At 61.8% G+C, this 20,203-nt stretch carries 16 protein-coding genes; 6 read left to right on the top strand and 10 right to left on the bottom strand.

Going from position 1 to position 20,203, the window contains the following annotated elements; genetic code table 11:
• Positions 1-69: 69 nt before the first annotated feature.
• The 8 genes from sucD to sdhC form a co-directional block, all read right to left on the bottom strand.
• Positions 70-942, bottom strand: coding sequence for a succinate--CoA ligase subunit alpha (sucD, locus tag AHA_RS09740; protein WP_005300222.1), 873 nt, complete (start codon positions 940-942; stop codon positions 70-72).
• Positions 942-2,108: an ADP-forming succinate--CoA ligase subunit beta gene (gene sucC, locus AHA_RS09735; RefSeq protein WP_011705801.1), complete on the bottom strand. Its 1,167-nt coding sequence runs from the start codon at positions 2,106-2,108 to the stop codon at positions 942-944. Before sucC ends, sucD begins: the two co-directional genes overlap by 1 nt.
• A gap of 223 nt (positions 2,109-2,331) precedes the next feature.
• On the bottom strand, positions 2,332-3,519 hold the full coding sequence (odhB, locus tag AHA_RS09730) for a 2-oxoglutarate dehydrogenase complex dihydrolipoyllysine-residue succinyltransferase (protein WP_011705800.1): 1,188 nt from the start codon (positions 3,517-3,519) through the stop codon (positions 2,332-2,334).
• A gap of 92 nt (positions 3,520-3,611) precedes the next feature.
• Positions 3,612-6,422, bottom strand: a complete 2,811-nt coding sequence (sucA, locus tag AHA_RS09725; protein WP_164927608.1) for a 2-oxoglutarate dehydrogenase E1 component — start codon at positions 6,420-6,422, stop codon at positions 3,612-3,614.
• A 122-nt stretch (positions 6,423-6,544) separates the two neighbouring features.
• Positions 6,545-7,261: a succinate dehydrogenase iron-sulfur subunit gene (locus tag AHA_RS09720; protein WP_011705798.1), complete on the bottom strand. Its 717-nt coding sequence runs from the start codon at positions 7,259-7,261 to the stop codon at positions 6,545-6,547.
• A gap of 16 nt (positions 7,262-7,277) precedes the next feature.
• Positions 7,278-9,044 (bottom strand): succinate dehydrogenase flavoprotein subunit, encoded by a 1,767-nt coding sequence (sdhA, locus tag AHA_RS09715; protein ID WP_011705797.1) that lies wholly within the window; start codon positions 9,042-9,044, stop codon positions 7,278-7,280.
• A gap of 1 nt (position 9,045) precedes the next feature.
• On the bottom strand, positions 9,046-9,390 hold the full coding sequence (gene sdhD / locus AHA_RS09710) for a succinate dehydrogenase, hydrophobic membrane anchor protein (protein ID WP_011705796.1): 345 nt from the start codon (positions 9,388-9,390) through the stop codon (positions 9,046-9,048).
• Positions 9,384-9,773 carry a succinate dehydrogenase cytochrome b556 subunit gene (gene sdhC, locus AHA_RS09705; protein WP_011705795.1) on the bottom strand — a complete coding sequence of 130 codons (390 nt, stop codon included), beginning with the start codon at positions 9,771-9,773 and terminating at the stop codon, positions 9,384-9,386. Before sdhC ends, sdhD begins: the two co-directional genes overlap by 7 nt.
• 424 nt (positions 9,774-10,197) lie before the next feature.
• On the opposite strand from sdhC, the gene AHA_RS09700 reads away from it, so the two are divergent.
• The 3 genes from AHA_RS09700 to AHA_RS09690 all read left to right on the top strand — a co-directional run bounded on the left by AHA_RS09700 (position 10,198) and on the right by AHA_RS09690 (position 12,512).
• Positions 10,198-11,484: a citrate synthase gene (locus AHA_RS09700; protein ID WP_005300205.1), complete on the top strand. Its 1,287-nt coding sequence runs from the start codon at positions 10,198-10,200 to the stop codon at positions 11,482-11,484.
• Between the two features lie 94 nt (positions 11,485-11,578).
• The gene (locus AHA_RS09695; protein ID WP_077392365.1) at positions 11,579-11,905 is read left to right on the top strand and encodes a DUF4377 domain-containing protein; all 327 of its coding nucleotides are present in this window, start codon (positions 11,579-11,581) and stop codon (positions 11,903-11,905) included.
• A 112-nt stretch (positions 11,906-12,017) separates the two neighbouring features.
• The gene (locus tag AHA_RS09690) at positions 12,018-12,512 is read left to right on the top strand and encodes a GNAT family N-acetyltransferase (protein ID WP_011705794.1); all 495 of its coding nucleotides are present in this window, start codon (positions 12,018-12,020) and stop codon (positions 12,510-12,512) included.
• A 59-nt stretch (positions 12,513-12,571) separates the two neighbouring features.
• On the opposite strand, the gene fabB is transcribed toward AHA_RS09690, so the two are convergent.
• Positions 12,572-13,783, bottom strand: coding sequence for a beta-ketoacyl-ACP synthase I (fabB, locus tag AHA_RS09685; protein ID WP_011705793.1), 1,212 nt, complete (start codon positions 13,781-13,783; stop codon positions 12,572-12,574).
• A gap of 90 nt (positions 13,784-13,873) precedes the next feature.
• Here fabB and mnmC point away from each other — a divergent pair, with 90 nt between their 5' ends.
• Entirely contained in the window at positions 13,874-15,892 is a 2,019-nt protein-coding gene (mnmC, locus tag AHA_RS09680) for a bifunctional tRNA (5-methylaminomethyl-2-thiouridine)(34)-methyltransferase MnmD/FAD-dependent 5-carboxymethylaminomethyl-2-thiouridine(34) oxidoreductase MnmC (RefSeq protein ID WP_172583078.1), read from the top strand.
• A gap of 82 nt (positions 15,893-15,974) precedes the next feature.
• On the opposite strand, the gene AHA_RS09675 is transcribed toward mnmC, so the two are convergent.
• A complete protein-coding gene (locus tag AHA_RS09675; RefSeq protein ID WP_161785100.1) occupies positions 15,975-16,574 on the bottom strand; it encodes a DUF922 domain-containing Zn-dependent protease in 600 nt (199 codons plus the stop codon).
• A gap of 335 nt (positions 16,575-16,909) precedes the next feature.
• Between AHA_RS09675 and dcuC the strand changes: the two genes are divergently transcribed.
• Both dcuC and AHA_RS09665 read left to right on the top strand, forming a co-directional pair.
• Positions 16,910-18,262, top strand: coding sequence for an anaerobic C4-dicarboxylate transporter DcuC (gene dcuC / locus AHA_RS09670; RefSeq protein ID WP_011705790.1), 1,353 nt, complete (start codon positions 16,910-16,912; stop codon positions 18,260-18,262).
• Positions 18,263-18,392: 130 nt separating this feature from the next.
• Positions 18,393-20,051 (top strand): bifunctional metallophosphatase/5'-nucleotidase, encoded by a 1,659-nt coding sequence (locus AHA_RS09665; protein ID WP_011705789.1) that lies wholly within the window; start codon positions 18,393-18,395, stop codon positions 20,049-20,051.
• Positions 20,052-20,203: the final 152 nt, after the last annotated feature.

Raw genomic sequence — 20,203 nt, 5'->3', positions numbered from 1 at the left:
CTCCAATATACGACCATAAAAAAGCCGCCCATTGGGCGGCTTTTTATCAGAGATAACGGCTGAAAGGACTTACCAGCCGGTCACTTCACGCAGGGCCTTGCCGATATCGGCCAGGGAGCGCACGGTTTTCACACCGGCATCTTCCAGGGCGGCAAATTTCTCTGCCGCGGTGCCTTTACCACCGGCGATGATGGCGCCCGCATGACCCATGCGCTTGCCAGCCGGGGCGGTGACACCCGCGATGTAGGAGACCACCGGCTTGGTGACGTGGGCCTTGATATAGGCCGCCGCATCTTCCTCGGCGTTGCCGCCGATCTCGCCAATCATCACGATGGCTTCAGTCTGCGGGTCATTCTGGAACATCTCCAGGATGTCGATGAAGTTGGAACCCGGGATGGGATCGCCACCGATGCCGACGCAGGTGGACTGGCCGAAGCCCTCGTCCGTAGTCTGCTTGACCGCTTCATAGGTCAGGGTGCCGGAGCGAGAGACGATGCCCACCTTGCCCGGCTTGTGGATGTGGCCTGGCATGATGCCGATCTTGCACTCACCCGGGGTGATGACGCCCGGGCAGTTGGGCCCGATCATGCGCACGCCGGTTTCCTGCAGCTTCACCTTGACGTCCAGCATGTCCAGGGTCGGGATGCCTTCGGTGATGGTGACGATGAGCTTGATGCCGGCATCGATGGCTTCCAGGATGGCGTCCTTGCAGAACGGGGCCGGTACATAGATGACGGAGGCAGTGGCGCCGGTGGCTTCCACGGCGTCACGGACGGTGTTGAACACCGGCAGGCCCAGGTGAGTGGTGCCACCCTTGCCCGGGGAGACGCCACCGACCATCTGGGTACCGTAGGCAATCGCCTGTTCGGAGTGGAAAGTGCCCTGACCGCCGGTAAAGCCCTGGCAGATCACCTTGGTGTCTTTGTTGATCAGAACGCTCATTATTTGGCCTCCGCTGCTTTTACCACTTGCTGAGCTGCGTCAGTCAGACTCGTTGCGGCGATGATATTGAGGCCGCTGTCGGCCAGTTTACGGGCACCCAGTTCGGCGTTGTTGCCTTCCAGACGCACCACCACGGGCACTTTCACCCCTACTTCCTTGACGGCGCCGATGATGCCTTCCGCGATCATGTCGCAGCGCACGATGCCACCGAAGATGTTGACCAGCACGGCTTGTACCTTGCTGTCGGAGAGGATGATCTTGAACGCTTCGGTCACCCGCTCCTTGGTGGCGCCGCCGCCGACGTCCAGGAAGTTGGCCGGTGAGCCGCCGTGCAGGTTGACGATGTCCATGGTGCCCATGGCCAGGCCCGCGCCGTTGACCATGCAGCCGATGTTGCCATCGAGCGCCACATAGTTCAGCTCCCACTGGGCGGCGTGCGCTTCGCGGGGGTCATCCTGGGAGGGATCGTGCATCTGGCGCAGCTTGGGCTGACGGTACAGGGCGTTGGCGTCGATGTTGATCTTGCCGTCCAGACAGTGCAGGTTGCCCTGGGCGGTGATCACCAGCGGGTTGATTTCCAGCAGGGCGAAGTCGCAGTCCAGGAACATCTGGCCCAGACCCATGAAGATCTTGGTGAACTGCTTGATCTGCTCGCCGACCAGACCCAGTTTGAAGGCCAGCTCGCGCGCCTGATAAGGCTGCGGGCCGACCAGCGGATCGAGGGCGGCTTTGTGAATGAGTTCCGGGGTTTCGTGGGCGACTTTTTCAATCTCCACGCCACCTTCGGTAGAGGCCATGAAGACCACGCGGCGCGAACCACGGTCAACCACGGCGCCCAGATAGAGCTCCTTGGCGATGTCGGTGCAAGATTCCACCAGGATCTTGGTGACTGGCTGACCGTTGGCGTCAGTCTGATAAGTCACCAGGTTCTTGCCGAGCCAGTTCTGGGCGAAGGCACGGATCTCGTCCTTGCTCTTGGCCAGCTTGACGCCGCCCGCTTTACCGCGGCCACCGGCGTGGACCTGGCACTTGACGACCCAGGTGTTGCCGCCAATCTTGTCGGCCGCTTCGGCCGCTTCCTGCGGGGTGGCACAGGCATAACCTTCGGAGACCGGCAGGCCATACTCGGCAAACAGCTGTTTTGCCTGATATTCATGCAGATTCATAGATGCTCTATCCGTGTTGTAGGTATTTCCGTCCGGGGCTCGTGTTTCTCAATCCCCTGTGAAAGAGGCCAAGGTGGCCCCTCGTTATCTTTCTAATTTCACTTTCACTCAGACGTTCCGTCGGGGCCGGGTTGGCCCCCGCTTGCCGCCGAACGGGAGGTCCGGCGGCAAGCTTGTGGCGCGAGCCGTCAAGCCAGAGGGCTTGCCGGTCCGGCCGATTTGCTTAGACGTCCAGCAGCAGACGGGTCGGATCTTCCAGCAGCTCCTTGATGGAGACCAGGAAGCCCACCGACTCGCGGCCGTCGATGATGCGGTGATCGTAGGAGAGCGCCAGGTACATCATCGGCAGGATCTCGACCTTGCCGTCGACGGCCATCGGGCGGTCCTGGATCTTGTGCATGCCCAGAATGGCGCTCTGGGGCGGGTTGATGATCGGGGTGGACATCAGGGAGCCGAACACGCCACCGTTGGTGATGGTGAAGTTGCCGCCGGTCAGTTCATCCACGGTCAGCTTGCCGTCACGGCCCTTGCCGGCCAGGTCTTTGATGGCCTTCTCGATGTCGGCCAGGCTCATGTTGTCGCAGTCACGCAGCACCGGGGTCACCAGACCACGGGGGGTGGAGACGGCGATGCTGACGTCGAAGTAGTTGTGGTAGACGATGTCGTCACCGTCCAGCGCCGCGTTCACTTCCGGGTAGCGCTTGAGGGATTCCACCACCGCCTTCACGTAGAAGGACATGAAGCCGAGCTTGATGCCGTGCTTCTTCTCGAAGATCTCGCCGTACTGCTTGCGCAGCTTCATGATGGGCGCCATGTTGATCTCGTTGAAGGTGGTCAGCATGGCGGTGGTGTTCTTGGCCTCCAGCAGACGCTCGGCGATGCGCTTGCGCAGACGGGTCATGGGCACGCGCTTTTCGGTGCGACCGGCCAGCGGAGCGACCGGCGCAGCCGGGGCTGCAGCGGCAACCGGGGCGGCGGCAGGCTTGTTGCCACCCTTGATGAAGGCTTCCACGTCTTCCTTGGTGACGCGACCGCCCTTGCCAGTACCGGTCAGCTTGGCGACGTCGATGTCATGCTCGGCCACCAGGCGGCGCACGGAGGGGCTCAGGCCATCGGCAGCGTCATCGGCCACCGCTTCGACCGGCTTCTCCTTGGTCTCTTCGCCGGCCACCGGGGCAGGCTTGAGCATGGCGATCAGCTGGCGGGAGAGCACGGTGGCCCCTTCGCTTTGCAGGATGTCGCCCAGCACGCCGGCTTCCGGCGCCGGCACTTCCAGCACGACCTTGTCGGTCTCGATGTCGACCAGCACTTCATCACGGGCAACCAGATCACCCGGTTTCTTGTGCCAGGTGGCGATGGTGGCATCCGCCACTGATTCCGGCAGGTCCGGTACTTTGATCTCGATAGTCATCTAATCAGTTCCTTGTTACTTCTTGGCCAGCAGGCTTGTTCCAGAGTCAGAGAGGGTCGACGCAGCGGCGTGCCCTCTCCTTCGCAACGGGTTTATTCCAGGGTCAGCGCGTCTTCCACCAGGGCTTTTTGCTGCTTGGCGTGGACTGACATGTAACCGACGGCCGGTGAGGCCGACGCCGGGCGACCGGCATAACGCAGACGGGCATGGCTTGGCAGCACGCTGTCGTAGTGATGACGGGTGCAGTACCAGGCGCCCTGGTTCTGCGGCTCTTCCTGACACCAGACGAAGTCGGTGACATGGCTGTAGTCGGCCAGGATGGCGCGCACTTCCTCTTCCGGGAAGGGGTAGAGCTGCTCAATTCGCACCAGCGCCACATCTTGCTGCTCGGCCTTGCGACGGGCATCGAGCAGGTCGTAGTAGACCTTGCCGGAGCAGAACACCACGCGCTTGACGCCCTTCGGATCCAGCGCATCGATCTCGCCGATGGCGTTCTGGAAGGTGCCTTCGGCCAGCTCTTCGAGCTTGCTCACCGCCAGCGGGTGGCGCAGCAGGGATTTGGGCGTCATCACGATGAGCGGACGGCGCATCGGACGCACCACCTGGCGGCGCAGCATGTGGAACACCTGCGCCGGGGTGGACGGGACGCACACCTGCATGTTGTGCTGGGCACACATCTGCAGATAGCGCTCCAGACGGGCGGAGGAGTGCTCCGGGCCCTGCCCTTCGTAGCCGTGCGGCAGCAGCATGGTCAGGCCGCACATCCGGCCCCACTTCTGCTCGCCAGAGGAGAGGAACTGATCCACCACCACCTGAGCACAGTTGGCGAAGTCACCGAACTGGGCTTCCCAGATGGTGAGGCCGGCCGGCTCGGCGCTGGCGTAGCCATATTCAAACGCCAATACCGCGTTCTCGGTCAGCACGGAGTCGTACACCTCGAACGGGCCCTGCTCGTCGTGCAGGTTGCACAGCGGGGTGTAGGTGCTGGCATCGGTCTGGCTGTGCAGCACGGCGTGGCGGTGGAAGAAGGTGCCACGGCCGGAGTCTTCACCGGTGAAGCGGATGCGCGAGCCCTTGTCCACCAGGGTGGCGTAGGCCAGGGTCTCGGCAAAGCCCCAGTCCAGCAGCTTCTCGCCAGCGGCCATCAGGCGACGGTCTTCATAGATCTTCTCGACCTGGCGCTGCAGCACGTGGGTGGCCGGGTACTGACTGATGCGCTCGCCGAGGGACTTCAGATGATCCATCGACACAGTGCTGTCATAAGCCATGGCCCAGTCGTGGCCCAGATAAGGGGTCCAGTCGACGGAGTGCAGTTCCATCGGACGCCACTCCTTGCTCACCCGCTCACCGCGATCCAGGGTCTCGCGATATTCGTTGACCAGGGTAGTGGCCAGCTCCTGACTGATGCTGCCTTCCGCCACCAACTGGTCGGCGTAGATCTTGCGCGGGGTCGGGTGCTGTTTGATCTTCTGGTACATCAGCGGCTGGGTCGCACTCGGCTCGTCGGCCTCGTTGTGACCGTGGCGACGGTAGCAGACCAGCTCGATCACCACGTCGCGTTTGAAGGTATTGCGGTAATCCAGTGCAATCTGGGTCACCAGCACCACGGCTTCCGGATCATCCCCGTTGACGTGCAGCACCGGCGCCTGTACCGCCTTGGCGATGTCGGTGCAATATTCGGTGGAACGCAGATCACGATGGTAAGAGGTGGTGAAACCCACCTGATTGTTGATGACGATGCGCACCGTCCCGCCCACGCCATAGGCACGGGTCTGGGACATGTTGAAGGTCTCGGCCACCACGCCCTGACCGGACATGGCCGAGTCACCGTGAATGGTGATGGGCAGTACGGTCGAGCCGTCCTTGTCACCGCGGCGGTCCATGCGGGCACGCACCGAGCCGATGACCACGGGGTTGACGATCTCGAGGTGAGACGGGTTGAAGGCGAGTGCCAGGTGGACGTTGCCGCCCGGGGTGGCGAAGTCGGACGAGAAGCCCATGTGGTACTTCACGTCACCCGTGCCCCAGGATTCGCCGTGTTTGCCGGCAAACTCGTCGAACAGGTCCTGGGCGCGTTTGCCCAGCACGTTGATCAGCACGTTGAGACGGCCGCGGTGGGCCATGCCGATGACGGCCTCTTTGCAGCCCTGCTCACCGGCGCGGCGAATAAGCTCTTTGAGCATGGGCACCATGGCATCGCCCCCTTCCAGGGAGAAACGCTTGGCCCCCGGGAACTTGGCGCCCAGGTATTTTTCCAGCCCTTCGGCGGCGGTCAGGCTCTCGAGGAAGCGGGTCTTCTCTTCCAGGGTGTAGCTGCCCGTCCCTTCGATGGATTCGAGACGCTGTTGCAGCCAGCGCTTCTCCTCGGTGGAGGTGAGGTGCATGTAGTCGGCGCCGATGCTGCCGCAGTAGGTTTTCTTCAGCGAGGCATACAGATCGGAGAGCACCATGGTCTCGCGACCGATGGCGTAGGAGCCCACGTTGAAGGTGGCCTCCATGTCTGCGCCCTGCAGGTTGTGAAACGCAGGATCCAGTTCGGCAACGGTTTCACGCGCCCAGAGGCCGAGCGGATCCAAGTTGGCGTTTTGATGGCCACGGAAGCGGAAGGCGTTGATCAGCTGCAATACCCGCACCTGCTTGGCATCCACTTGCGGATCGGAGACGGGGGCACTGTAGCGGGAGGGATCCTTGGCCAGGCGACGGAAATAATCGCGGACTCGGGAGTGAGGTTGTTCTATCGCATGGCCATTGACCTGGGGCAGCGAGCTAAACAGGCTGCGCCACTCTTCGGCTACGGACTCGGGGTCTTCCAGGAAGGATTCGTACAAATCCTCAATATAGCTTGCATTCGCACCAGCCAGGTGAGATGACTCCAACCAGGCCTTCATCACGCCGTTATGCATTTCTATCCCTTGTACATCTTGTTCACTGCAGCGCAGCTTGTAGGGTTTAAATAGCCATCCAGCCATGGTGACGGATGGCTATCCAGAGGTCGGGCCTGGCGCGTGACGCCCTGGCCCTGATACTAAACAGCCCGATTGAGCAGCATCGACTTGATCTGACCGATGGCCTTGGTCGGGTTCAAGCCCTTGGGACAGACGTTCACGCAGTTCATGATGCCGTGGCAACGGAACACGCTGAAGGCGTCATCCAGATTACCCAGTCGATCGGTAGCCGCGGTATCGCGGCTGTCCGCCAGCCAGCGATAGGCGGCGAGCAGACCGGCCGGGCCGATGAACTTGTCCGGGTTCCACCAGAAGGAGGGGCAAGAGGTGGAGCAGCAGGCACAGAGAATACACTCGTACAGGCCATCCAGCTTGGCGCGCTCTTCGGGGGATTGCAGGTGCTCACGCACGGGCGGCAATTTTTCGTCGTTGATGAGGAAGGGTTTGACCTTCTCCCACTGGGTGTAGAACTGGGTCATGTCGATCACCAGATCACGGATCACCGGCAGGCCTGGCAAGGGGCGGATAACGACGTTATTGCCCTTCTTCAGCAGATCGGAGAGCGGGGTGATGCAGGCAAGACCGTTCTTGCCATTCATGTTGAGACCGTCAGATCCACAGACCCCTTCGCGGCAAGAGCGGCGGAAGGCGAGCGTGGGATCCAGCTCTTTGAGCTGGATCAGTGCGTCGAGCACCATCATGTCGGAACCTTCAGGAATATCAAGACGATATTCCTTCATATGGGGGACGTTATCAACATCCGGATTGTATCTGTAGACAGAGAATGTGACGTTCATAGGGCTAGCTCCGCAATCAGTAAGTCCGGACCTTGGGCGGGAACGCCTCACGGGTCTTGGGTGACATGTTGACAGCGCGACGGGTCATGGACTCGGTGTCCGGATGATAGAGGCTGTGGCACAGCCAGCTTTCATCGTCACGCTCCGGGAAATCGAAGCGGCTGTGGGCGCCCCGGCTCTCGGTACGGAAGTTGGCAGCCACCGCGGTGGCATAGGCCGTCTCCATCAGGTTGTCCAGCTCCAGGCACTCGATGCGCTGGGTGTTGAACTCCTTGGAGGTGTCGTCCAGACGGGCGTTCTTGAGGCGCTCGCGGATGAGTTTCAGCTCGGCCAGCCCTTCGGCCATGGCATCGCCTTCCCGGAATACGGAGAAGTTGTTCTGCATGCAGCGCTGCAGGTCCTTGCGGATCTGCACCGGATCTTCACCGTCACGGCAATTTTCCCAGCGGTTGAAGCGGGACAGTGCGGCGTCGATATCGGCGTCGGAGGCGGCGCGGCCGTGCTCCATCTCGCTCAGGGTGTTGACCAGGTGCATGCCGGCGGCGCGGCCAAATACCACCAGATCCAGCAGCGAGTTGCCACCCAGACGGTTGGCACCGTGCACCGAGACGCAGGCGATTTCGCCCACCGCAAACAGACCGACCACCGGCACGTCGTTGCCGTCCTTGTCCTGGGTCAGGCACTGGCCGTTCACGTTGGTCGGCACGCCGCCCATCATGTAGTGGCAGGTCGGAATGATGGGGATGGGTTCCTTGACCGGATCTACGTGGGCGAAAGTGCGAGAGAGCTCGCAGATGCCCGGCAGACGGGATTCCAGCACCTCTTTGCCGAGGTGATCCAGCTTGAGCTTGATGTGCGGGCCCCAGGGACCGTCACAGCCGCGACCTTCGCGGATCTCGATCATGATGGAACGGGCCACCACGTCGCGACCGGCCAGATCCTTGGCGTTCGGCGCATAACGCTCCATGAAGCGCTCGCCGTCTTTATTGAGCAGGTAGCCGCCTTCACCGCGGCACCCTTCGGTCACCAGCACCCCTGCCCCGGCGATGCCGGTCGGGTGGAACTGCCAGAACTCCATGTCCTGCACGCCGACCCCGGCGCGCAGCGCCATGCCGACGCCATCACCGGTGTTGATGTGGGCGTTGGTGGTGGACTGGTAGATGCGACCGGCGCCGCCGGTGGCCAGTACGGTGGCCTTGGCCTTGAAGTAGACGACTTCACCGCTCTCCATGTCGATGGCGGTACAGCCAACGATGTGACCGTCCTGGTTCTTCACCAGATCCAGCGCATACCACTCGGAGAAGACGGTGGTCTTGTTCTTGACGTTCTGCTGATAGAGGGTGTGCAACAGGGCGTGGCCGGTACGGTCGGCTGCCGCCGCGGTACGGGCCGCCTGCTCGCCACCGAAATTCTTGGACTGGCCGCCAAACGGACGCTGATAGACGGTGCCGTTGTCGAAGCGGGAGAAGGGCAGACCCATGTTCTCCAGTTCATAGACGGCCTCGGGGCCGGTCTTGCACATGTATTCAATGGCTTCCTGATCACCGATGTAATCGGAGCCCTTGACGGTGTCGTACATGTGCCACTGCCAGTTGTCGTCGTGGGCATTGCCCAGCGCAACCGTGATCCCGCCCTGGGCAGAAACCGTGTGAGAACGGGTCGGGAATACCTTGGATAACAGAGCGCAGCTCTTGCCGGATTGGGCAATCTGCAGCGCGGCGCGCATGCCGGCGCCACCGGCACCGATCACCACCGCATCAAATTCACGAGTTGGAATAGTCACCTTACACCCCCCACAGTACAACGAAGCCGGTCATCAGGTAGACGAACAGCACCACTACCAGGGCAAATTGCAGCGCACCGCGCAACCCCACCGGCTTGATATAGTCGGTCAGCACCTGCCACAGACCGATCCAGGCGTGGATCAGTACGCACAGCAGCGCCAACAGGGTGAACACCTTGGTGAAGGTTTTGGCGAAGAAGCCGGTCCACACCTCGTAGCTGATGTCGTTGAACGCGACAAAGCCCACCAGGTAGAGGACATAACAGGTCATGATGAGGGCGGTGGCGCGGATCAGGATGTAATCGTGAACGCCGCTGCGCCCGAAGGTTGCAGAATTGGTTACCATACCAGTACCCCCGCCAATACCGCCAAAACCGCGGTGATCACGAAGGCCACACGGGCACTCTGATTACCGGATTCCAGCTCTTCCCAATAGCCCATGTCCATGACCAGGTGACGCAGTCCGCCCACAATGTGGTAAGCCAGCGCAGTCAGGATCCCCCACAGCACGAATTTGACCAGAAAGTTGTCCATGATGGACACCACAGTCTCAAATCCTTCGGGAGAGGCGAGTGAAGTACCAAGCATCCACAGCAAGATTGAGAGCGCCACAAAGGTGATCACCCCTGAGACACGATGCAAGATGGAAGCGATGGCGGTGACAGGAAAGCTGATCGTCTGTAGGTCGAGGTTTACAGGTCTCTGTTTATTTTTCACGGCTTTGCCCACTCAGCTCCATTGAGCACGTTAGTTATTGTTTTTACACGCTTATGAGGGCATGGAGTGGCATTTGTTAGGTTTTTGTTACCAAAACAACTCAGGAAAGCCAAAAATAACATTTTCAATATCACATCTAGCTTTGCGAAAGCGTTTCAAACACCGACAGCCATCACCCACGAGGCGCAGTATATCGGCGGGCTTAACCAATGACAATCAATTAGCTACAAAGAAAACCCAAAACCGTAAACCAGATCTCACAACTCATTTAACAAATCATTAATGATCATCCAGCAAAATTGACAACAGCCCTGAACTCTGTTTCAAATAAGGCGCTCCAGCCGCCCTGGTACGGGTCAGAACCTTTGCCAGCGTCATCAAACTCGTAATAAAGTAGAGCTGGAATCAAATTATAAAAGAGCAAAGGAGACGTGCTATGGCTGATAAGATAGCCACCCTACATCTGCCCGGTAAAGACCCGGTAGAACTCCCGATCCTGTCAGGAACTGTCGGACCCGACGTGATCGATGTCAGAAAACTGGGCGCGCAAGGGTACTTCACCTTCGACCCCGGTTTTATGGCAACCGGTTCTTGCAAATCATCCATTACGTACATAGATGGCGATCAGGGTGTCTTGCTGCACCGTGGTTACCCCATCGCCCAGTTGGCCACCCAGGCCAGCTATCTGGAAGTCTGCTACATCCTGCTGTACGGCGAGGCACCCACCAAGGCGCAGTACACGGAATTCGAACGTCTGGTCACCCGCCACACCATGGTGCACGAGCAGATTGCCTTCTTCTTCCGCGGCTTCCGTCGCGACGCCCACCCCATGGCCGTCATGTGCGGCGTGGTCAGTGCGCTCTCCGCCTTCTATCACGATGCCCTCGACATCAACAACGAAGAGCACCGCGAGATCTGCGCCTTCCGTCTGCTCTCCAAGATGCCGACCCTGGCCGCCATGTGCTACAAGTACTCCATCGGTCAGCCGTTCATGCAGCCGCGTAACGCCCTCTCCTATGCCGGCAACTTCCTGCACATGATGTTTGGCGTGCCGACCGAAGAGTACAAGGTCAACCCCATCGTCGAACGCGCCATGGATCGCATCTTCACTCTGCATGCGGACCACGAGCAGAACGCGTCAACCTCCACCGTGCGTCTGGCCGGCTCCTCCGGCGCCAACCCGTTTGCCTGTATCGCCGCGGGGATCGCCTCCCTGTGGGGACCGGCCCACGGCGGTGCCAACGAAGCCTGCCTCAAGATGCTCGAGGAGATCGGCTCCGTTGACCGCATTCCCGAATACATCGCCAAGGCCAAGGACAAGAACGATCCGTTCCGTCTGATGGGCTTCGGCCACCGGGTCTACAAGAACCACGACCCCCGTGCCACCGTGATGCGCGAAACCTGTCACGAGGTACTGACCGAGCTGCAGATCAAGGATCCGCTGCTGGACGTGGCCATGGAGCTGGAACGCATCGCGCTCTCCGACCCCTACTTCATCGAGAAGAAGCTCTACCCGAACGTGGACTTCTACTCCGGCATCATCATGAAGGCCATCGGCATCCCCATGTCCATGTTCACCGTGATCTTCGCCATCTCCCGTACCATCGGCTGGATTGCCCACTGGAACGAAATGCACTCGGATCCGGATCAGAAGATCGGCCGTCCGCGTCAGCTCTATACCGGTCAGCCGCAGCGCGAGTTCACCCCGCTCGACCAGCGTTGAGTCACGGGTTTCAGATTTTTTGTTACAAAGGCGGTCATTGACCGCCTTTTTATTTGCCGCTCTAATGCCCCCCTTTCCATCGAAGGAGTTCATCATGAGACCACTGTTCCTCAGCGCCGCTGCCGCCCTGCTGCTCAGCGCCTGTCAAAACGCCCCCACGCCAAGCGCAGGCGAGACCCTCTACGTCAACAGCCAGCTGGTACACTGCGTCGGCGTCGGCCCCATGCAGTGCATGCAGGTGCGCAGTGACGAGCAGCAGCCCTGGACCCTGTTCTATCAGCAGATTGAAGGCTTTCAGTTTGAGCCCGGCTACCGCTATCAGCTGACCATCAGCAAGCAGCGGCTCACCGATGTGCCGGCAGATGCCCCTTCCCTGCGCTACCAGCTCATCAAGGTCGTCAGCAAACAGGCGGCGCGCTGATCAAGACAGGCATCATTTGAAGATGCTTGTTCAGTTCATGACCCGGTTCTGGTACGCTGGTTGACGAATCCATTGTTTAATCAGCGTTTTCGGGCAGCCATGCCCTACCACTATGATCAAGATCCGCACGACCCGGGCCAACGACTGGCCCGCCATCATGGCCATTCAGGACGAGTGTTATCACCAGCTGGATCCTGAGCCCATCGAAGTCATGAGCAACAAGGCCGAACTGGCCCCCGCCTGCTGCTGGGTGGCCGAACATCAGGGCCAGGTGCTGGGCTATTTGCTCTGCCACCCCTGGCGTGCCCACCAGCCCCCGCCCCTCTCCGTCCCCATTCAGCGCCTGGCCGGCAATGACGAGTTCTATCTGCACGATCTCGCCGTCTCACGGCAGGCCCGCGGCAAGGGCATAGGGCAGCGGCTGCTCGCCACCGCCCTTGCGTTTGCCACAGACGAAGGGTTTGAGCACGCCGGTCTGGTGGCGGTGCAGGATGCGCCGGCCTTCTGGCGCAAGCAGGGCTTCCAGCCGGCCAGCACCCGCAAGTCCCTCACCGAATATGGCGAGGGCGCGACCTACATGCGGCTGCCACTGCCGCAACGGGGCTGACGATCACCCAATGAAAAAGGCGCCTTGCGGCGCCTTTTTTTCGACTCATGGTGGGCTCATCAAGCCTTGAACTTGCTGAACACCAGGGAGGCGTTGGTCCCGCCGAAGCCGAAGCTGTTGGACATGACGGTATTGAGCTCCGCCTCTTCGTACGCGCGCACGATGGGCAGGCCCACGGCCTTTTCGTCCAGGGTCTCGATGTTGATGCTGGGGGCGATGAAGCCGTGTTCCATCATCAGCAGGGAGTAAACGGCCTCGTGCACGCCGGCAGCACCCAGGGCATGACCGGTCATGGCCTTGGTGGCGGAGAGCTTGGGCGCATTGCTGCCAAACAGCGTCTGGATGGCTTCCAGCTCCTTGGTGTCACCGACCGGAGTGGAAGTACCGTGGGTGTTGATGTAATCCACCTTGCCGACATCCTGCATCGCCATCTTCATGCAACGCACCGCGCCTTCACCGCTCGGCGCGACCATGTCGTAGCCATCGGAGGTGGCACCGTAACCGGTGATCTCGGCATAGATGTGGGCACCACGGGCCAGAGCGTGTTCCAGCTCCTCGACCACCAGGATGCCGCCGCCACCGGAGATGACGAAACCGTCGCGATCCGCATCATAGGTACGGGAGGCTTTTTCCGGGGTGTCGTTGTACTTGGTGGACAGGGCGCCCATGGCATCGAACTGGATGGTGGAAGACCAGTCCAGCTCCTCGCCGCCGCCGGCGAAGACGATGTCCTGCTTGCCAAGCTGGATCAGTTCCAGAGCGTGACCGATGCAGTGGGCAGAGGTGGCGCAGGCGGAGCTGATGGTGTAGTTGACACCCTTGATCTTGAACGGGGTGGCCAGGCAGGCGGAGGTGGTGGAGGACATGGTGCGCGGCACCATGTAGGGGCCCACACGCTTGACGCCCTTCTCGCGGGCGATATCCGCAGACTCGGAGGTGTTCTTGCCGGAGGCGCCACCGGAGCCGGTCACGATACCGGAACGCTCGTTGGACACCATCTCTTCCGGCAAACCGGCGTCTTCGATGGCCTGTTGCATGGAGAGATAGGCATAAGCCGCTGCATCGCCCATGAAACGCATGACTTTACGGTCGATCAGTTCAGACGGGTCGAGTTTGATGTTACCCCAGACACGGCTGCGCAGGTTGTACTGTTCGAACTGCTCGGAATAGGTGATGCCAGATTTGCCTGCTTTCAGGGAGGCCAGCACTTCTTCCTTGTTGTTGCCGATACTGGAGATGACGCCGATACCGGTGATCACTGCTCTTCTCATTAATTCATCTCGTCTGGAAAAACTGGCGCCAAGTCTACCCGCTTTCGGCTGCCAAACTGGTCTGCTTTCACGTAGAATGCCCGCGATTTTGTGACGCGAGCAGAGGAAAACGTGAGTCAAACATCCTTACATCATGCCCGATTGGACTGGAATGAAGCGGGAACTCCAGTCTCCAGTGAGTTCGGGGATGTGTACTTTTCCAATGATAACGGTCTAAGTGAAACCCGCTACGTCTTTTTGCAGCAAAATCGGCTGCCAGCGCGATTTTCGCATCACGATAGTGACATTTTCGTGATAGGTGAGACAGGTTTCGGCACAGGTCTTAACTTTCTGGCGACAATGGCCGCCTTTCTGGAACAGGCGCCCCAATCCGGCAACGGTGCCCGCCTCCACTTCATCAGCTTCGAAAAATACCCGCTGACCCGGGAGGATCTGCGCAAGGCGCTGGCCGCCTGGCCCGAGCTCGCCACCTTCAGCCAGCCCCTCATCGAGCAGTGGCCGCTGCCCGTCGCAGGCTGTCATCGGCTGCTCTTTGCCGGCGGCCGGATCCGGCTCGATCTCTGGTTTGGCGACATCAAGGAGATGCTGCCCCAGGTGCCCCACCCGGCAGACGGGCTGGTGGACGCTTGGTATCTGGATGGCTTCTCCCCCGCCAAGAACCCGGAGATGTGGACACAAGCATTGTTCGACGGTCTGGCCCGCCTCGCGCGTCCCCACGCCACCATCGCCACCTTTACCTGTGCCGGCTTCGTGCGCCGCGGCCTGATTGCCGCCGGTTTTGCCATGCAAAAGGTGAAAGGGCATGGCAGCAAGCGGGAGATGTTGGCCGGGGAGCGTGCAGAGAAACAGCCACAGCAGACCATCGCCCCCTGGTATGCCAGACCCGCCGGCCGCGCGGGCGAGGTGCTGATCATCGGGGGCGGCATCGCCTCGGCCATGACGGCGCTTTCCTTGGTGGAGCGGGGCCGCAGGGTGACGCTCTTGTGCCAGGATGGCGAGCCGGCGACTGGCGCCTCCGGCAACCGGCAGGGAGCCCTCTACCCGCTGCTCAATGGCGAGCACGATGTCCTGTCGCGCTTCTATTCGCTGGCCTTCGGCTTCGCCAGAAGCCGACTGCTGGCCCTGGCCAAGCGCCACCCCGTCGCCTTCTCGTTGTGCGGCGTCACCCAGCTCGGCTATGACGACAAGTCCGCCGCCAAGCTGGCCAAGATGGCGCAAGGCCCCTTCCCGCCCGAGCTGATGCAGGTACTTTCCGAACCAGAAGCTGAGCAAGTGGTCGGCCTGCCCTGTGGTCACGGTGGTGTCAGCTATCCGCAGGGGGGCTGGCTCTGTCCGGCGGATCTCACCCGCGCCGCCATCAAGGAAGCACAAGCCAGTGGACTGCTTGAAGTGGTTTTCAATACCGAGGTGGTCGCCATGGCCGAACAGGCCGATGGCTGGCAGGTCGAAAGTCGTGACGGGCGCCGCTGGCAAGCCCCCAATCTGGTGGTGGCCGCCGGCCATCAGTTGCCTGCGCTCATCCCCTTTGCCGAGCTGCCGCTCTATCCGGTGCGTGGCCAGGTGAGCCATGTGCCGACCTCGGTGAGCTTGAGCAAGCTCAACACCGTGCTCTGTTACGATGGCTACCTCACTCCGGCCCACCACGATCACCACTGCATCGGCGCCAGCTATGGCCGCAACCAGACCGATCTCGAGTTTCGCGCCGACGAGCAGGCCCAGAACCAGGCGCGACTGCAAGCCTGCCTGCCGCAGCAGGCCTGGCCCGCCGAGGTGGATGTGAGTGGCAATCAGGCCCGGGTCGGCGTGCGCAGTGCCAGCCGGGATCACCTGCCGGTGGTGGGGCCAGTAGCCAGCTTGGCCAAGCTGGCGGATCACTACGCCGGACTGCAGGGCGATCAGCAAAACGCCGCGCCGTTGCCGCTGCATCCCGGCCTCTATGTGCTGGGGGCACTCGGCTCGCGGGGGCTCTGCTCGGCGCCCCTTTGCGGCGAGCTGCTGGCCAGCGAGATCTGCGGCGATCCGCTGCCGCTGGCGGCCGATCTGCTGGAGGCGCTCCACCCGGCCCGCTACTGGGTGCGCAAGCTGCTCAAGGGCAAGCCGCTCCAGTGAGCATTTAGATGCTCGGCAAGACGCAACAACAAAAAGGGCTCCCCGACGGGAGCCCTTTTTGTTCGCTCAAATCCTGTCGGGCTCAGATGCCCTTTGGCCAGTTAAGCCCCAGCTTGCGACCGTGATCGGTCTGCTGCTGCAACTGGCTGAAACGCTGGCGCGAGCTGGCCAGCACCCCCTGCCCCCGTTGCCAGGCCTGATATTCCAGGGCGGCGCAGTCGCGCTCCACCGGCAGTTGCGCCAGCTGGATGCCGAGCTGGCTCACGCTCTCCAGCAGTATGTCTTTGTGGCGACTCTCGTAATCGAACATGGCGGCCACCAGCTTGTCCCACTTCTGGCGCTCGGCGGCGGAGGCCTTGGCCTTGTCCATCCAGTTCGGCACCATCACCTTGATCCGGGTAGTGACCCTGACCTGTTCCAGCTCGCAGCGCTGCGCCTCGGGACGGGTCTGCAACTGCCAGGAGAGTTGGTAACTGGCCATGCCGATGTGGCCGTTGGCCCGGGCTGTGCCCGCGCTGGTCATCTGACGTGCCAGGCTCGCCACATCCGGCCCGGATACCCGATAAAACTGAAAGTCGACCTTGATGTCAGGCACCGCCTTGATACCGGTGTAATGGGAACTCTCGGCCCCGGCCGTGGCGGCGAACAACATCAATGCCACCATGAAAACTTTGCTGACCATTCCCATCTCTGCTGCCTTGACCTCGTTGCTGGCGGGGTTGTTATTTTAATTAATAATCAACGCATTAATACTCGAAGCAGGAGATTAACCGCGATCCCCGCGACTGTCACCTACTCCCGTCACAAAGCCTAAGTGTCAGGTTGACAAGTCGCAACCCCGCACAGCCATTGATTTGCAAGCAAGATCACAAGTGATGCGCAACATCATGGTGAGATACCCCTTATTGGATAATAATCGCCGAGTTTTATGTCGATACATTTCGGGATTGGCCAGATTAACCTCCAAGTTGACGCCAGGAATGCATCCACCTTCATTCGTACTCAGGAACTCACTCTATGATGGAACTCCTTATCGGCACCCTGGTCACCCTGGCTGTGGGTCGCTACATCTTCAAGGGCTACTCGGCCACCGGGGTGTTGCTCAGCGGCGGCTTGCTGCTGCTGGCGATCACCGCCCTGATGGGCAAGGCGGTGCTGCCCACCAGCGTCACCTCCACCGGCCACGTGGCCACCGACATCTTCGAATACGTGCGCTTCCTGCTGGTGGATCGGGGCGGTGGCCTCGGCATGCTGATCATGGTGCTGTGCGGCTTCGCCGGCTACATGAGCCACATCGGCGCCAACACCATTTTGGTGAAGCTGGCCAGCAAGCCGCTTGGCATCATCAAGTCTCCCTACATCCTGCTGGTTGCCGCCTATCTGGTGGCCTGCGCCATGTCGCTGGCGGTGAGCTCCGCCACCGGCCTCGGCGTGCTCTTGATGGCCACCCTGTTCCCGCTGATGGTCAACATGGGGATCTCCCGTGGCGCCGCGGCGGCGGTATGTGCCTCACCGGCCGCCATCATCCTGGCCCCCACCTCCGGGGACGTGGTGATGGCCGCCCAGGCCGCCAACATGGAGCTGCTCGATTTTGCCTTCAAGCTGACCCTGCCCATCTCGCTGGTGGCCATCGCCGCCATGGCGGTGACCCACTTCTTCTGGCAGCGTTATCTGGATCAGAAGGCCGGCGAGCACAACGAGGCGGTCGCCCCGAGCGATCTCATCACCGATGCCCCCGGCTTCTACGCCATCCTGCCCTTTACCCCCATCATCGGGGTGCTGCTGTTTGACGGCAAACTCGGGCCCAAGCTCGACATCGTCACCATCATCGTCATCTGCCTGGTGCTGGCTGCCCTGATGGAGCTGGCCCGCAAGCGCAACGGCAAAGAGCTACTGGACGGGCTGCAGGTATGCTGGCGCAGCATGGCCGATGCCTTCGCCGGCGTGGTGATGCTGCTGGTGGGTGCCGGGGTGTTTGCTCAGGGATTGATGGGGCTCGGCTTCATCGCCAACCTCCTGGATCTGGCCCAGAGCTTTGGTACCGGCGGCATCGTCATCATGCTGGTGCTGGTGGTCATCACCACCCTGGCCGCCTTTACCACGGGTTCCGGCAACGCTCCCTTCTATGCCTTCGTGGAGCTTATTCCCCATCTCGCCACCAGCCTCGGCGTCAACCCCGCCTACCTGGTGATCCCCATGCTGCAGGCCTCCAACCTGGGCCGCACCATCTCGCCGGTTTCCGGGGTGGTGGTCGCCTGTGCGGGGATGGGCAACCTCTCGCCGTTCGAAGTGGTCAAGCGCACCTCGGTGCCGGTCGCGGTCGGCCTGCTGGTGGTGATCCTCGCCACCCAGATCATGGTGCCCGCCTAAATTGACCGGGGCTCCCTGAGCGGATGCCCTGCCTCTCCCTCACTCTACCAGCCCGGCCTGCCGCCGGGCTGGTATCTCCCCCCGCCATTGGAGTAGACTCGGTGCTCTTTTTTCTCTAAGGAGGACCGAGATGAGTATTACGGTTCAACTTGCCCACTTCAGTGACTGCCACTCCCATTTCGATGGCGCCCCCATGCGCTTCGCCCCCGCAGGCGAGTCCGAGTGGCGCACCCAGTGTGGTGGCTACGCCCGCATCCTGACCCGGCTCAACACCTTGCGCCGACAGGCCGATGCGGCGGGCCAGACCTGCCTGTTCCTGCACGGCGGTGACACCTTCCAGGGTTCGCTCTATTTCAACCGCTTCAAGGGGCGCGCCAACGCCGACCTGCTGAGCCTGCTGCGACCGGACGCCATGGTGATCGGCAATCACGAGTTCGATCTGGGCAACGGGCCGCTGGTGGAGTTTTTGCGCCAGCTCGACTTTCCGGTGCTGGCCGCCAACCTCGACAGCAGTCAGGAGCCCGCCGACGCCCCGCTGCGACTGCGCGGTCTGCCCCAGTTGTATGATGCCAGCCGTCCCTGGCACCAGCGCAGCATCGACGGCGTGCCCTTCGCCCTGCTCGGCATCACGCTGCCGCAGATGGCCGCCATCGCCAGCCCCGATCCCCATACCCGCTTTCACGGCATCGAGCAGACCCTGAAGGCAGCACTGGCAGAGATCAAGACCGCCGGCATCCGCCACATCATTCTGCTCAGCCACCTTGGGCTGGAGCAGGACAAACTGCTGGCCGAGCGTTTCCCCGAGCTCAGCCTCATCATCGGTGGCCACACCCACAGCCTGCTGGGGGATCTGGCGCCGCTGGGTCTGGCGAGCGAGGGCAGCTATCCGTTGATGCGAAACGGTGTCGCCATCCTGCACGCCGCCCACAGCGCCCTCTGCCTCGGGGTGTGCGAACTGACGTTTGACCAGCACGGCCGGGTAGCTCGCAGCCGTGGCCAGCTGGAGTGGCTGCCCTGGCAGCCCTGGCCGTTTGCCTCGACGCCGCCGGCCGGGCTACATTTTTGCGAGCCGGCGCCCGCGCTCGAGCAACTGCTGGCCAAACGCTACCGGCCCGAGCTCGAGACCATGACCCAGCGCATCGTGACCCACCTTGGCGGGCCGCTGCACCATCAGCGGCTGCCCGATGCCTGCCTGCCGGCCGGCAGCCAGGTGGCGCCCCTGGTGGCCTGCGCCATGCTGGCCGGGGCCCGCGAGCAGGTCGGTCAGGTGGACTTCGCCCTGCACAATGCCGGCGGAGTGCGCTGCTCCCTCGAGCCCGGGCCGCTCAGCGAAGCGGACATCGCCGGCCGCCTGCTGCCGTTCGCCATCCCGCTCACCCTCTATCGGGTGCACGGCCATGAACTGGCCGAGGCGCTGGAGGGGGCCATCGACAACGCCACCAACAACGGCGTGACGGGCAATGGCAGCGGCAGCTTCCCCTATACCGCCGGCGTGCGCTTCTGTTATCAGGCAGACCAGCCCAAGGGGCGCCGGATCACCCGGCTGGAGTGGGAGCGCGCCCCCGGCCAGTGGCAGCCGGTCGAGGCCGACGCCATCTATCGGGGGGTTTCCAGCGCCTACACCGCCTCCGGCAAGGAGGGCTACACCGCGCTGGCCCGCACCCTGACCCAGCACAACCAGGAGCTCGGCATCACCCTGGCGGATGCCTTCATCCGTTGGGCTCGCTACCTGCCCGAACTCGCCGCTGCGCCGGCACTGGTGGAGTATCAGGGGCCGTCTACCCGGTAAGGATCTGGCGGGCCACTTGGCGATGGCCCGCCAGGTCGCTTTAGCCGGTTTTGTCAGAAAACGTGCCGCTTTCATGCCGTAAAGCGGCACTTTTACAAATTATTTCAAGCACATTCCCCTCGCCCATTGCATCGTGCTGTCAGGCTCGGCAA

Source organism: Aeromonas hydrophila subsp. hydrophila ATCC 7966 (assembly GCF_000014805.1).
GTDB classification, from domain to species: domain Bacteria; phylum Pseudomonadota; class Gammaproteobacteria; order Enterobacterales; family Aeromonadaceae; genus Aeromonas; species Aeromonas hydrophila.
The sequence above is the reverse complement of the archived record's forward strand: the minus strand, read 5'-3'. Positions and strand labels throughout refer to the sequence as shown.